Origin of the sequence: Promicromonospora alba (assembly GCF_042654905.1) — a bacterium.
Lineage (GTDB): Bacteria > Actinomycetota > Actinomycetes > Actinomycetales > Cellulomonadaceae > Promicromonospora > Promicromonospora alba.
Window position 1 is genome coordinate 141236 of sequence record NZ_JBHSFI010000002.1, and the last position, 13599, is coordinate 154834.

Annotated in this window: 11 protein-coding genes; 7 read left to right on the forward strand and 4 right to left on the reverse strand. The window is 73.6% G+C overall.

Features of this window, described 5'->3' with window-relative positions; genetic code table 11:
- Positions 1-36 precede the first annotated feature (36 nt).
- From ACFO6V_RS03800 to ACFO6V_RS03820, 5 genes are all read left to right on the forward strand, one after another.
- The gene (locus tag ACFO6V_RS03800) at positions 37-2670 is read left to right on the forward strand and encodes an AMP-binding protein (RefSeq protein ID WP_377132395.1); all 2634 of its coding nucleotides are present in this window, start codon (positions 37-39) and stop codon (positions 2668-2670) included.
- Between the two features lie 62 nt (positions 2671-2732).
- On the forward strand, positions 2733-3788 hold the full coding sequence (locus ACFO6V_RS03805) for an iron ABC transporter substrate-binding protein (RefSeq protein WP_377132397.1): 1056 nt from the start codon (positions 2733-2735) through the stop codon (positions 3786-3788).
- On the forward strand, positions 3772-5328 hold the full coding sequence (locus tag ACFO6V_RS03810; RefSeq protein ID WP_377132399.1) for an ABC transporter permease: 1557 nt from the start codon (positions 3772-3774) through the stop codon (positions 5326-5328). The genes ACFO6V_RS03805 and ACFO6V_RS03810 overlap by 17 nt, the downstream gene beginning before the upstream one ends.
- 10 nt (positions 5329-5338) lie before the next feature.
- On the forward strand, positions 5339-6424 hold the full coding sequence (locus ACFO6V_RS03815; protein WP_377132401.1) for an ABC transporter ATP-binding protein: 1086 nt from the start codon (positions 5339-5341) through the stop codon (positions 6422-6424).
- 63 nt (positions 6425-6487) lie between these two features.
- The gene (locus ACFO6V_RS03820; RefSeq protein WP_377132403.1) at positions 6488-7876 is read left to right on the forward strand and encodes a pyridine nucleotide-disulfide oxidoreductase; all 1389 of its coding nucleotides are present in this window, start codon (positions 6488-6490) and stop codon (positions 7874-7876) included.
- Here ACFO6V_RS03820 and ACFO6V_RS03825 read toward each other — a convergent pair.
- Both ACFO6V_RS03825 and ACFO6V_RS03830 read right to left on the reverse strand, forming a co-directional pair.
- On the reverse strand, positions 7873-8811 hold the full coding sequence (locus ACFO6V_RS03825) for a Ppx/GppA family phosphatase (RefSeq protein WP_377132405.1): 939 nt from the start codon (positions 8809-8811) through the stop codon (positions 7873-7875). The two genes, ACFO6V_RS03820 and ACFO6V_RS03825, sit on opposite strands and share 4 nt — an antisense overlap.
- 60 nt (positions 8812-8871) lie before the next feature.
- On the reverse strand, positions 8872-9306 hold the full coding sequence (locus tag ACFO6V_RS03830) for a VOC family protein (RefSeq protein WP_377132407.1): 435 nt from the start codon (positions 9304-9306) through the stop codon (positions 8872-8874).
- A gap of 162 nt (positions 9307-9468) precedes the next feature.
- Here ACFO6V_RS03830 and ACFO6V_RS03835 point away from each other — a divergent pair, with 162 nt between their 5' ends.
- Positions 9469-10485 (forward strand): LacI family DNA-binding transcriptional regulator, encoded by a 1017-nt coding sequence (locus tag ACFO6V_RS03835; protein WP_377132409.1) that lies wholly within the window; start codon positions 9469-9471, stop codon positions 10483-10485.
- Here ACFO6V_RS03835 and ACFO6V_RS03840 read toward each other — a convergent pair whose 3' ends face one another.
- Together ACFO6V_RS03840 and ACFO6V_RS03845 are read right to left on the reverse strand one after the other, a co-directional pair.
- Entirely contained in the window at positions 10486-11586 is a 1101-nt protein-coding gene (locus tag ACFO6V_RS03840; protein ID WP_377132411.1) for a Gfo/Idh/MocA family protein, read from the reverse strand. It lies immediately after the preceding gene.
- Positions 11571-12275, reverse strand: coding sequence for a ThuA domain-containing protein (locus ACFO6V_RS03845; RefSeq protein ID WP_377132413.1), 705 nt, complete (start codon positions 12273-12275; stop codon positions 11571-11573). The genes ACFO6V_RS03840 and ACFO6V_RS03845 overlap by 16 nt, the downstream gene beginning before the upstream one ends.
- Positions 12276-12416: 141 nt before the next feature.
- On the opposite strand from ACFO6V_RS03845, the gene ACFO6V_RS03850 reads away from it, so the two are divergent.
- Entirely contained in the window at positions 12417-13478 is a 1062-nt protein-coding gene (locus ACFO6V_RS03850; RefSeq protein WP_377132415.1) for a LacI family DNA-binding transcriptional regulator, read from the forward strand.
- Positions 13479-13599: the final 121 nt, after the last annotated feature.

The window sequence follows — 13599 nt, forward strand, 5'->3', positions numbered from 1 at the left end:
TCAAGGAAACACTCAAGTTAGGTTAGCATTCCCTTCGTGCTGACCGCCCTCCCGCCCGCTGCGGCCCCGAGCCGTGGCGCTCTTTCGTCGGCCGATCCGGTCGCCGACGAGGCGTCCGGGCGGCTCGCGCTGCTCACCGCCTCGGGCGAGGGCCTGTCCCACGAGGAGCTCCGGCGCAGGGTCGCCGACGTCGCCGGCCTGCTCCCGGGCGTCGCCGACGGCCGCCGGCTCGTCCACCTGGCGCTCCGGCCGGACCTCGCGAGCGTGACGGCGTACCTGGCCACGCTCCAGGCGGGCCACGTCGCGCTCGTCACGCCCGACGACGCCCGCACCGGCACGATCCTGGACCGCTACCTGCCGGACGTCACCGCTACCGGCGATCCGGAGCGACCGTTCGACCTGCTCACGGCGGCCCCTCGCCATCTGCTGCACCCGGATCTCGCCCTCCTGCTGAGCACGTCGGGGAGCACCGGCTCGCCCAAGCTCGTCCGGCTGTCCCGGCAGAACGTCCGCAGCAACGCCCTGGCGATCGCCGCGGCGCTGCGGATCACCGCGGACGACCGGGCGATCACGAGCCTTCCCCTCCACTACTGCTTCGGGCTCTCGGTGCTGCACTCGCACCTGGTCGCGGGCGCCTCGGTGGTGCTGGACGAGGGATCGGTCCTGACCGAGGACCTGTGGAACACGGTCGACGAGCTGGGCGTCACGACGATGGCGGTCGTACCGCACACGGTCGAGCTCCTGGAGTCCACCGGCGCCCTCGAACGGCCGCACCCGTCGCTGCGGCTGCTCGCCCAGGCCGGCGGCCGGATGCACCCCGACCGCGTCCTGCGTACCGCCGCGCTGGGCCGGCGGCAGGGGTGGGAGCTCGCCGTGATGTACGGGCAGACCGAGGCCACGGCCCGCATCTGCGTGCTCGACCCGGCCCTCGTGGCGGACAACCCCGACGCCGTCGGGCGGCCCGTGGCCGGGACGTCCCTGCACCTCGACACGACAGTGCCCGAGGCGTCCGAGGGCTCCGGCGAGGTAGTGGTGCGCGGTCCCGGCGTGATGATGGGCTACGCCGAGCACCCCGACGACCTCGCGCTCGGCGCGATGCTGTCCGAGCTGCGGACCGGCGACCTCGGGCGCATCGGCCCGGACGGCCTGCTGCGCCTGGTCGGACGGCGCTCGGGGTTCGTCAAGGTCATGGGGCTGCGGATCGACCTGACGATGGTCGAGTCGGCACTCGAGTCCGCCGGGTACGTCGCCTGCGTAGGAGGCGACGACGCCGGTCTGACCGTGCTGGTCGAGCCGGCTCCGGGCGCGGTACCCGTCGAGACGGCCGCGCTCGTCCGGCGGCTGGCCGGCGACGCGTCGGGGCTCTCCCCCGCCTCCGTCGCGGTCGCCGTCGCCGACCTGCCCCGGCTGCCCAACGGCAAGGTGGACCGCCTCGGTTGCGCCGCGCTCGTCCGCGGTGCGCGGCCGGACGAGCAGCCACCTCAGGAGCCCCGCACGAAGGGCCCGACGCTCGCCGAGCGCGTGGCCCGCGCCGTCGGCGACGTGCTCGGGCTCGACGCCGTCGACCTCGGTCGCAGCTTCGTCCAGCACGGCGGCGACTCGCTCAGCCACGTGCAGGCCTCCGTCGGGCTCGAACGGCTCGTCGGCCCGCTGCCGCCGGGCTGGCACCACCGCCCGCTCGGCGAGCTGGTCGAGCGGGGAGGTTCCGTCGACCTACCGGGCACCGGCCTTACCGACGGCACCGGACTCGCCGACAGCGCACCCCAGCGCGGGCGCTGGTGGCGCAGCGTCGAGACCTCGGTGCTGCTCCGCGCGATCGCCGTCGTCATCATCTGCGGCTCCCACGCCGACCTCTTCCACGTCCTGGGCGGCGCGCACACCCTGCTCGCGGTCGCCGGCTTCAACGCGGCCCGGTTCGGCCTGTCGATGCCCACGGCGCGCGGCCGGTGGCGGGCGAGCACCCGCACGCTGATCGGCGTCGCCATGCCCACGGCCGCCGTGGCGCTGTTCGGCATGGTCGTCCAGGACCGCTACGGGTGGGCCAACGTGCTGCTCGTCAACTGGATCTTCGGCGACGTCGCGTACGGGTTCCGCAACGAGCTGTGGTTCGTCGACGCGCTGATCGCGTGCACGGTCACGCTCGCGGCGATCCTCGCCGTGCCGTGGGTGGGCCGCGCCTGGCGGTCGCAGCCGTGGCGCGTCGCGGCGGTCGTCACCCTTGTCGCTCTCGTGCCCCGCTTCCTCATTCTCTTCCTCGGGGAGGGCGTGCTGCGCGGGATCATGCCGACGACGTTCTGGCTGTTCGCGGTCGGGGCCGCCGTCGCATATGCCGACACCCGCCGACGCCGCCTGCTCACGCTCGCGATCGCCGTCGCCGGCGGGGCGACGTTCTTCCCCGACGACCCCGTGCGCAACGCCACCATCCTCTTAGGCATCGCGCTGCTGACGTTCGTCCGCGAGGTGCGCCTTCCCGCCTGGGCCGTGCCCGTCGTCGGCCTGCTCGCGTCGGCCTCGCTGTACGTCTACCTGGTCCAGTTCCCGATCCTGGACCTGATCCCGCACGCCCTCGGCGCCACCCTGACCGCGCTCGCCGCCGGCTGCCTCATCTGGCACCTCGCCGACCGGCCGGTCCGGCGGCTGCAGGACCTGCTGCTCCGACCGAGCCGCTGAAGACCGTGCCGAAGAACCCCGCTGAAGACCCCCGCCGTAGAACCCAGAGACGAGACACTCCAGTGCCCCAGAGACGACACCTCGGCGCCGCCGCCCTGCTCACCCTGACCCTGCCGCTGGCGCTCGCCGCCTGCGGTGGCGGATCCGGCGGATCTGGTGGGTCCGGCGACGAGCCCTTCGAGGCGCAGGCCGACGCGCTGCAGATCTACTCCTCCCAGCACCGCAACGTCACCGAGGCCTGGGCGCAGGCCTTCACCGAGGAGACCGGCATCAAGACCCAGGTGCGGGAGGGCCAGGACGCCTCCATGGGGCACATGATCGTCGAGGAGGGCGAGGCGTCGCCGGCCGACGTCTTCCTGACGGAGAACTCACCGGCGATGACGATCGTGGAACGCGCGGGCCTCCTCGAGCCCGTGGACGAGGAGACCCTGGCGCAGGTCGGCGAGGGCATGGCGCCGTCGTCGGGGCAATGGACGGCGATGGCCGCCCGGTCGACGGTGCTCATCTACAACACGGACGAGATCGGCGAGGACGAGCTCCCGGCGTCGATCATGGACCTCGCCGACCCCGAGTGGGCCGGCCGGTGGGGCGCGGCGCCCGGCGGTGCGGACTTCCAGGCCATCGTGGCCGGCATGCTGTCGGACCAGGGCGAGCAGGAGACCCAGGCCTGGCTCGACGCGCTGGCCGAGAACGCCGACGTCTACCAGAACAACATCGCCACGATGCAGGCCGTCAACGCCGGCGAGGTCCCGGTCGGGATCATGTACCACTACTACTGGTACCGCGACCAGGCCGAGGACAAGGAGGGCAGCGCGAACACCGCGCTGCACTACTTCGGCAACCAGGACCCCGGCGCGTTCGTCAGCCTCTCGGCCGGCGGCGTGCTCGCTTCCTCGGACAAGCCCGACGAGGCCCAGCAGTTCCTGGCCTACATCACCAGCCCGGAGGGTCAGGAGGTGCTGGTCGACAGCGGGTCGATGGAGTACGCGGTCGGCACCGGCGTCGAGTCCGACCCCGCGCTGCCGCCGCTGGCGGAGCTCGACGCTCCGCCGGTCGACCCGTTCACCCTCAACTCGGACGACGTCCTCACGATGATGACGGATGCCGGCATCCTCTAGGACGCAGGGTCTCGGGGCGCAGAGTCTCGGGGCGCGGGGCGTCGCCGTGGGCGCGGCGCTGGTCGCCGCGCTCGCCCTCCTGCCCCTGCTCGTCGTCGTCCCCGACGCGCTCTCCGCCGACCCGGGCGAGGCCGCGCGCTACCTGCTGCGCCCCCGCGTCGGCGAGCTGCTCACGAACACCGGGCTGCTGTTCGCCGTCACGGTGCCGGCCACCGTCGTCGTGGGCGTGGCCGCGGCGTGGCTCGTCGAGCGCACCGCCCTGCCCGGGGCCGGGGTGTGGCGCACGCTGCTCCTGGCCCCGCTGGCCGTGCCGTCGTTCGTGAGCGCCTACGCCTGGGTCACGGTGGCGCCGTGGCTCGACGGCTTCGGCGGCGCGGCCCTCGTCACGACGCTGGCGTACTTCCCGTTCGTGTTCCTCCCGGTGGCGGCCATGCTGCGGACGCTGGACCCCGGCGACGAGGAGGCGGCACGCTCGCTCGGCCTCTCGCCCGCCGCCGCCGTCGTGCGTACCGTGCTGCCGCGGCTGCGGCCGGCGCTGAGCGGCGGCGCGCTGCTGGTGGCGCTCCACCTCCTGGCCGAGTACGGCGTGCTGGAGATGATGCGGTTCCAGACCTTCACCACGGCGATCATGCAGCAGTACGCCGTCGGGTTCAGCAGCACGTCCAGCAGCCTGCTCGCGTCGGTGCTGCTCACGCTGTGCCTGGTGGCGCTCGTGCTCGACCTGCTGGCCCGGGGCCGGCACCGCGTGGCCCGGGTCGGGTCGGGCGTCCAGCGGCGGGCCGTGCCCGCCGTCCTCGGCGGCTGGACGGCGCCCGCGCTCGTCTTCCTCGGTGCCCTGGTCGCCCTCTCGGTCGCCGTCCCGGTGGCGACCGTCATCCGGTGGCTGCTCCACGGCCTCGGCGACGGTGACGGGCTCGACGCCGCCGGCCTGGTGCGGGTCACGCTGAGCACCCTCGGTCTCGCGGTACTGGGTGCCGTCGCGGCCGTCGTCGCCGCCCTGCCCGGGGCCTGGCTGCTGAACCGCCACCGCTCGGGCCTGACCCTCCTGCTCGAGCGGGCGACCTTCGTCGCCAGCGCGCTGCCCGGGGTGGTCGTCGGGCTGGCCCTGGTCACGCTCGCCGTCCGCTGGGCCCGGCCCGTCTACCAGACGGTGGGGCTCATCATCCTGGCCTACACCATCCTGTTCCTGCCCCGCGCGATGGTCTCGCTGCGCGCGGGCCTCGCCGCCGCCCGGCCCGAGCTCTCGGAGGCCTCGCGCTCCCTGGGGCTGAGCGGGCCGGCGACCCTCGTCCGGGTCGTGCTGCCGCTGGTCGCGCCGTCGGCGCTCACGGGTCTGGTGCTGGTGGCCCTCGCGGTCAGCACCGAGCTGACCGCTACCCTTCTGCTGGCTCCCACCGGGACGGACACCCTCGCCCTGGCATTCTGGCGCGAGGCGAGCGAGCTGGACTACGCGGCCGCAGCGCCCTACGCCGCAGTGATGATCGCCATATCGGTACCACTCACCGTCCTGCTGCGGCGGCAGATCCTGGAAGAGAGATGAGGGAGGAGCGATGAGCGAGCTCAAGATCCATGGCGTGAGCGCTGGGTACGGCCGGGAGACGGTGCTCGACGACGTCGCCCTCACCGTCGCCGAGGGCTCGACGACGGCGGTGCTGGGCGGTTCCGGCAGCGGCAAGACCACGCTCCTGCGCGTGGTCGCGGGCTTCCTGCGGCCGACGACGGGCACGGTCACGGTCGACGGCCGGACCGTCGCGGGCCCCGGCACGTGGCTGCCGCCCGAGCGCCGGGGCGTCGGCTACGTCCGGCAGGACGGCGCGCTCTTCCCGCACCTCTCGGTCGCCGGGAACATCGCCTTCGGGCTGCCCTGGCCGCGGCAGCGCCACCACGACCGCGTGCTCGAGCTGCTCGACCTCGTCGGCCTGCCCGCGGCGGTCGCGGAGCGGCATCCGCACCAGCTCTCCGGCGGCCAGCAGCAGCGGGTCGCCCTGGCCCGGGCGCTCGCCCCCCGCCCCGGCCTGATCCTGCTCGACGAGCCGTTCTCCTCGCTGGACACGGCCCTGCGGACCGCTACGCGCGAGGCGACCGCCCGGGCACTGCGCGCGACCGGTGCCACGGTGGTCCTGGTCACGCACGACCAGGGCGAGGCGCTCTCGTTCGCCGACGAGGTCGCCATCCTCAAGGCCGGCCGGTTCCGCCAGGTCGCCAGTCCCCGGACCGTCTACCGCGAGCCGGTCGACGCCGAGGTCGCGGAGTTCCTCGGTGACGCTCTGCTGGTCGCCGGGAGCGCGTCCGACGGCAGGGTCGCCTGCCGGCTCGGGACGTTGCCGACGGCGCACGGGTCCGACGGCGACGTGGACGTGATGATCCGCCCCGAGCAGCTCACCCTGACCCGGCCCGGCGCAGGCGAGCTGGACGCCGTCGTGCGCGACGTCGCCTACTTCGGGCACGACGCCGTCGTCGAGCTGGACGTCACGGGCGGCGAGTCCCGGGACCTGCTCCGCTCCCGCGTCCTCGGTGTGGACGCGCCCGCGCCCGGCGAGCTCGTCGGGGTGAGCGTGGTGGGTCCGGTGCGCACGTTCCCCCGCGTGCTCGGCACACGCGACGGCCGCCGGTCGGACTCCCTGGGCGTCGGCTGATCCGGCCAGGTTCACCCGTGCCGCCGGTTGCTCCCCGGTCGGGACGGTGCTCCAGTGGACGGTATGGCTCACGCGACGGAGGCCGACTATCTGGTCGTGGGCGCCGGTGCCGCCGGGATGGCGTTCGTCGACGCCGTCATCGACCACGACCCCGGGGCGCGCGTCGTCCTTACCGACCGGCGCGTGGGCGCGGGTGGCCACTGGCTCGACGTCTACCCGTTCGTCCGCCTGCACCAGGCGTCGGAGTTCTACGGCGTCGCGTCGACGCCGCTGGGCACCGGGCGGCTCCAGACCCAGGGTCCGGAGGTGGGCCTGCACGAGCGGGCCACCGGCGCCGAGATCACCGCCTACTACGCGAAGGTCCTCGTCGACCGGCTGCTCGCCTCGGACCGGGTCACGTTCTACCCGGGACACGAGCACACGGGCGGCGGGACGCTCCGTTCGCTCGACACCGGCAGGTCCGTCGACGTGCGCGTCCGGCGTCGCGTCGTCGACGCGCGGTACCTCTCGCCAGGCATCCCGGCCACGACCCCGCCACCCTTCGCCGTCGACGGTGCGCGCGTCGTGCCGGTCGGCACGATGCCGTCGCTCGAGCTCAGCGGCATGCCCGACCGGTGGGTCGTCGCCGGCTCGGGCAAGACGGCGACCGACGCGTGCATCTGGCTCCTCGCCCAGGGCGTCGACCCCGACGCGATCTGCTGGGTGCGGCCGCGCGACCCGTGGATGCTCAACCGTGCGGTCATCCAGCCGGACCCCGCGATCTTCCTCGGTATGGCCGCCGACCTCCTGGGCGCGGCGGCGGAGGCTGCCACGCCCGACGACCTCTTCCTCCGGCTCGAGGATCTCGGCATCGTGCTGCGCCTCGACCGCTCCGTGACGCCGACGATGGCCAAGACGCCGACGCTCGCGCGGTGGGAGCGCGACGAGCTGCGCACCATCGAGAACGTCGTCCGGCTCGGGCACATCCGCCGCGCCGAGCCCGACCGCATAGTGCTCGACGGCGGTGACGTGGTCACGGGACGAGGCTCCGTCGTCGTGCACTGCGCCGCACCGGGACTGAGGTACCCACCGCTGGTCCCCATCTGGGGCGAGACGATCACGCTTCAGCCGATCCGGACGGGGTTCCCGTGCTTCGGGTCCGCCCTCGCGGGGTTCGTCGAGGCCACGCGGGGCGACGACGCCGAGAAGAACGCACTGTGCCCGCCGACCCCGTACAGCAACACGCCGGCCGACTGGCTGACGATGCAGGTGCTGGGCAACCGGGCGTCCTTGTCGTTCGGCGCCGACCCGGAGATCCGCGCGTGGGCGAACACGACGGTCCTCAACCCCTCACGGATCGGACCGGACGACATGGACCGGGCCTCCGTTGCCGACGCCGTCACGCGACTGAAGCGGAACGCGCCGGCAGGCGTGGCACGGATGGCGCAGCTCGCCGGACTGAGCGCGCCCTAGCCGAGGGCGATGTGCGGCATCTGGTCGAGCCGCTGCAGGATCACGCCCTCGCGCAGCGCCCAGGGGCAGATCTCGAGCTCGGTCAGGTCGAAGACGTCCATGCACGCCTCCGCGACGAGCGCGCCGGGCACTATCTGGTGGGCCCGGCTCGGCGAGACCCCGGGCAGCCGGGCCAGGTCGTCGAGGCTCGTGCGCGTCAGCTCGTCGATCCGGTCCCGCAGCGCGTCGAGCGGCAGCACCCGGCGCACGAGCGGACCGTCCGCGGCCGGCGCCGCGCCGCAGATGCGCGCGAGCGAACGGAACGTCTTGGACGTCGCGGCGGCGCGGTCTGGTCGTCCCGCCCGCAGCAGCGTCCCGGCGTTCTGGGCGATCTCGGCGCGGAGGTCGCGGCGCAGGGCGCGCAGCGCCTCGGCGTCGGGTGCCACGCCGAAGTGGCTGCGCGCCAGGCGCGCCGCCCCGAGCGGGAGCGACCACGCGGCGTCGGGCGCCTCGTCGGCGCCGCCCGCGATCTCGAGGGAGCCGCCGCCGATGTCGAACACGGCGAGCCGCCCGGCCGACCAGCCGAACCAGCGGCGCACCGCCAGGAACGTCAGCCGGGCCTCGTCCTCGCCGCTCAGCACCCCGAGCCGCACCCCGGTGCGCTCGTACACCGTCTTGAGCACGGTCTCGGAGTTCACGGCGTCGCGTACCGCCGATGTCGCGAACGCCAGCGTCTCGGCGCAGCCCCGGTCCTCCGCCAGGCGCACGGCCTCCGCGGTGAACTCCACGAGGGCCTCGACGCCCGCCGGGCTGACGGCGCCGTCGTCGTCCAGGTGCTCGGCGAGCCGCAGCGGCTGCTTGTACGAGGAGGCAGGGAGCGGTGCCGCGCCACCATGGGCGTCGACCACCAGCAGATGTCCTGTGTTGGACCCGATATCGAGAACGCCCAGACGCATGGAGCAGACGGTACCCCGGCGGACGCCGGTCGAGCCGCCGGAGTACCGTCAGTCGAGCCGTCAGTCGATGCAGAACTCGTTGCCCTCGACGTCCTGCAGCGTGATGCAGGACTCGTTCTCCTCGTCGGCGAGCTGCGTCAGCACGTGCGTGGCGCCGAGCGCGATCAGCCGTGCGGCCTCGGCCTCGAGGACCGCGAGGCGCTCGTCGCCCACGAGGCCCGTACCTGCCCGCACGTCGAGGTGCACACGGTTCTTGACGATCTTGCCCTCGGGAACGCGCTGGAAGTACAGCCGCGGTCCGACGCCGTCGGGGTCGAGGCAGGCGAACGCCGCACCCCGCTCCTCGGCCGGCAGCGAGTCGTTGTAGGCGTCCCAGGTGGCGAACTCCTCCGGAGGCGCCGGGACGACGTACCCGAGAACCTCGCACCAGAACCGGGCTACCCGCTCCGGATCCGCGCAGTCGAAGGTGACCTGAAACTGTTTGACCGATGGCATGGGCTCACCGTAACGGCGCGGGCAGGAGCGGCCCAATCCGATGTGCGCTCGCCGTCCGCCCGCCTGAATTACCCTCGGCGGCCGGCCCGCGCGGGACCTACGCTTGCCGCGGCCCAGGTGAGACCTGGGCGTCTCGCAGGACGTCGCCAAAGGAGGCGCGCAGTGGTCCGACACGCAGTGGGCCGACGCGAGGACGTCGCTCGCCTCGCGGGCGTGTCGGCACGCACCGTGTCGAACGTCGTCAACGGCACCGTGCAGGTCTCCCCCGGCACGCGCGAGCGGGTGCTCGCCGCGATCGAGCAGCTGGACTACCGGCCGAGCGAGGTCGGGCGGATGCTGCGGTCCGGGCGGTCGGGCATGGTCGCGCTGGTGGTCCCGGACCTGGACAACCCGTACTTCGCGGAGCTCGCCCGCAAGCTCGGCGAGGAAGGCCGGCGCCACGGGTACACGCTGATGATCGAGCAGACCGCCGGCGTGCGGGAACGCGAGCGCGAGCTGCTCGCGCGCGCCGACACGAAGGCGGTGTTCGACGGCCTCCTCGTGAGCCCGCTCGCGCTGACCGACGGCGACCTGTCCAGGGCGTCCAGGACGCAGCGGCCGGTGGTGCTGCTGGGCGAGGAGCCGCACCCCGGCTTCGACCACGTCCAGATCGACAACTCGGTGGCCGCCCGGGACGCCGTCCGGCACCTGCTGGACACCGGACGGGAGCGTGTGGTGGCCGTCGGGGCGCAGCGCAGCCAGGCGTCGTCGAGCTCGCTGCGGCTGGGCGGGTTCGAGGAGGCGATGGCGGGCGCGCCGCGGGCGTCGGCGGACGTCGCCTACGTCGACTCGTTCACCAGGCGTGCCGGGGCCGAGGCGACACGGCGCATCCTGCGCGGGCGTACGCTGCCCGACGCCCTGTTCTGCTTCTCGGACCTGCTCGCCCTCGGGGCGCTGCGCGCGCTCCACGATGCGGGCGTCTCGGTGCCGGAGCAGGTGGCGGTCGTGGGGTTCGACGACATCGAGGACGGCAGGTACAGCACGCCGAGCCTCACCACGGTCTCGCCCGACAAGGCGGCCGTCGCGGGGTACGCGATGGCCGCCCTGGTCCGGCGGATCGGCGGGGACGACGGCGAGCCGCGCGGGATCCTCGCGCCGCACCGGCTGGTCGTCCGGGAGAGCTCCGGCGGGGAGCCCTGATCAGCTCGCGCGGGTCCCGCCCGGCGCGTCCGACAGCGGAACGGGTGCGGGGCGGTCGCACGTGCTCTCGACGGTCACGGCGGTTCCGCTGCCCGCCGACGCGAGCAGCGACGTCATGATGTCGAGCACGTGGTACGCGACGTCTCCGTTCGCGCGGGCGGCGGCACCCGGCGGCGTGGTCGCGAGGTCGGCGACGCCGTAGCCGCGTCCCGCGTCGCGGTACCCCGCGCTGGGCGGCAGGGTCTTCCACTCGCCGTCGAGCTCGTGGAGCTGGACGTCGCCGTCGAACCTGTTGGGGTCCGGGACGATCAGCGACCCGGTCTGGCCGTGGACCTCGATCTCGGAAGCCCGCGTGGCGACCGAGTCGAAGCTCATCACGAGGGTCGAGAGCACACCGGACTCGTGCCGGAGCACCCCGGTGACGTGCGTGTCGACGTCGACCGGGATGACGGCGCCCTGGCGCGGCCCGGAACCGACGGTGCGCGTGGCGCGGGTGTGGCTCGCGGTGCCGACGACGGAGGCGACCGGGCCGAGCAGCGTGACCAGCGTCGTCACGTAGTACGGACCCATGTCCAGCAGCGGGCCCCCGCCGGGCTGGTAGTAGAAGTCGGGGTTCGGGTGCCAGCGCTCGTGGCCGGGCGTCATCATCGTCGCGGTGGCGGCGACCGGCTCGCCGATGGCGCCGCCGTCGATGGCCGCCCGCGCCGTCTGCACGCCGGTGCCGAGCACGGTGTCCGGCGCGCAGCCGACCCGCACCCCTGCCGCCCGGCCGGCCTCGACGACCACACGCGCGTCGTCGAGCGTGGCGGCCAGCGGTTTCTCGCCGTACACGTCCTTGCCCGCGGCGATCGCCTTGAGCGCGATCTCTGCATGGGCGGCGGGGATCGTGAGGTTGAGGACGAGGTCGACCTCGGGGTCGGAGACGAGCTCGTCGACCGACAGCGCCCGCGCGCCCTGCTCCGCGGCGACCGCCTCAGCGCGGGCCGCGTCGAGGTCGGCGACCGCGACGACCCGCACGGCCTCGAGCCGCGCGAACGCGGACAGGTACTGGCCGGAGATCGCGCCGAGGCCGACGATCCCCACTCTCAACGGCTGGCCCACAGGATGCCCCTCTCGATGATGGTGCGGACGTTCGGGTCGCTGACCGTGGCGAGGTCGTGGCCGGGCGTGGAGACGAAGACGCGGCCGCTGCCCCACTGGCGGGTCCAGACGGCCGGGCTCGTGACGGGCCGGTGCCAGGCGTCGAAGTCGCGGGCGGCGACGGTGGTGGTCGCGAGGACGTCGTTGTAGTCGTCGGACAGCACCCAGTACTGCTCGGTCGTGAGCTCGAAGCTGGAGATCCCCGCGACGATCGGGTGGTCGGCCCGCTCCGGCACGATGTCGATCGTGTGCCGCAGGAAGTTGTCGGCGGCCTCGCCGGCCAGCTCCTCCGGGGGAGCCTTCGGCGGGTGCGTGGCGAACTGCCCGCCGATCAGCTGGAGGTAGTCGGAGCTGCTCCGGTAGGAGTCGGCGATCCCGCCGTGCCACCCCGCCAGCCCCGTCCCGCTCCGCACGGCCGCGATCAGGCCGCGCAGCTCGTCACCCTCGATGGTGTTCATCGTGTTGGTCTGGACGACGACGTCGACGTCCGCCAGGTAACCGGCGTCGGCGTAGACCGCCGTCGTCTCCTCGATCCGCACGTCGTACCCGTGCTCCTTGAGGAACGGGACGAACGAGTCGGTGGTCTCCACGGGCTGGTGCCCGTCCCATCCCCCACGCACGATCAGGGCGCTTTTCGTCGATGCATTCATGTACAGCTCGCTCCCATAGTTGCGCAACATTGAGCCCGGCGGAGTGCCACATCGCTTCGCCCCCTTTGATACAGCACCAGCGGAGCCGGATCAAGAGGGCAGAATGTTGCGCAACTTCCGGGGCGTGGCTAAGGTCGCCGCATGCAGAAGTCACGCCGGACGACGCTCGCGGACGTGGCGGCGGCCGCGGGCACGACCGTGCCGACGGTGTCGAAGGTGCTGAGCGGCCGGTCCGACGTCTCCGCGGAGACCCGCACGCGGGTCATGGGCATCGTCGCGGAGCTCGGGTACCGCGGGCGGTCCGGCCGGGACGCGGCGACGCGCGGGGCGCAGTCCCCGTTCGTGGACCTCGTGCTCAGCGGCGTCGAGGGCACCTGGGCCAACCGCGCGCTCAGCGGCGTCGAGCACGCCGCGGAGGAGGCGGGGGTCGACGTGGTGGTCTCCGTGGCCCGGCCGCCGGACGACGCCTGGCTCACGCGCCTGCTCGCGCGGCGGCTGCGGGGCGCGGTGCTGGCCCTCGTCGACACCACCGCCGAACAGCTCGCGACGCTCGCCGCGGCACGGGTGCCCATAGTCCTGCTCGACCCCGTCTCGCAGCCGCCCAGCACCGTCGCGAGCGTCGGGGCGGCCAACTGGGCGGGGGGCCGCGCCGCGGCGGAGCACCTGCTCTCGCTCGGCCACCGGCGCTTCGCCGTGCTGGCCGGACGGCGCACGCACCTCTACAGCCAGGCCCGCATCGACGGGTTCCGCTCGGCGGTGACCCAGGCCGGCCACGAGCTGCCCGACGAGCGCATCGCGCACACCGACTGGCAGCGGGCGAGCTCCGCCGAGCAGGCGGCACAGCTGCTGCGGGACACCCCTGGGCCGACTGCCGTCTTCGCCTGCTCCGACACCATGGCGCTCGGGGTGTACGACGCCGCGGCGGCCCTGGGGCTGCGCATCCCCGAGGACGTGAGCGTCGTGGGTTTCGACGACTCCCCCGAGGCGCAGTGGGTGACTCCCGCGCTCACGACGGTGCACCAGCCCATCGCGGAGATGGGCTCGGCGGCGCTGCGGATGCTGCTACGTATCAGCGCTGACCCCCCGCGCGTCGACCTTCCGCCCGCCGATCTTCCGCACGTCAGACCGTCGCGGGTCGCGCCACGTGAGGAGCTGGCCACGCGGCTCGTCGTCCGCGGGTCCACTGCCGCCGCCGGCGTCTGAACGGCGATGGACCCCTGGGAGTGGGTACGCATTCGAGGTCGCTTGCTGTCAGTAGACATTGTCCACTCGGGGCAACACACTCCGGATTCGTACTGTCCCTCCGGCCCAGATCAGCCCGGCC

Bases quoted from the DNA above. Each gene is read 5' to 3' on its own strand.
- ACFO6V_RS03850 (WP_377132415.1), top strand. From the start codon at position 12,417: ATGCAGAAGTCACGCCGGACGACGCTCGCGGACGTGGCGGCGGCCGCG.
- ACFO6V_RS03820 (WP_377132403.1), top strand. From the start codon at position 6,488: ATGGCTCACGCGACGGAGGCCGACTATCTGGTCGTGGGCGCCGGTGCC.
- ACFO6V_RS03830 (WP_377132407.1), bottom strand. From the start codon at position 9,306: ATGCCATCGGTCAAACAGTTTCAGGTCACCTTCGACTGCGCGGATCCG.
- ACFO6V_RS03810 (WP_377132399.1), top strand. From the start codon at position 3,772: ATGCCGGCATCCTCTAGGACGCAGGGTCTCGGGGCGCAGAGTCTCGGG.
- ACFO6V_RS03845 (WP_377132413.1), bottom strand. From the start codon at position 12,275: ATGAATGCATCGACGAAAAGCGCCCTGATCGTGCGTGGGGGATGGGAC.
- ACFO6V_RS03825 (WP_377132405.1), bottom strand. From the start codon at position 8,811: ATGCGTCTGGGCGTTCTCGATATCGGGTCCAACACAGGACATCTGCTG.
- ACFO6V_RS03815 (WP_377132401.1), top strand. From the start codon at position 5,339: ATGAGCGAGCTCAAGATCCATGGCGTGAGCGCTGGGTACGGCCGGGAG.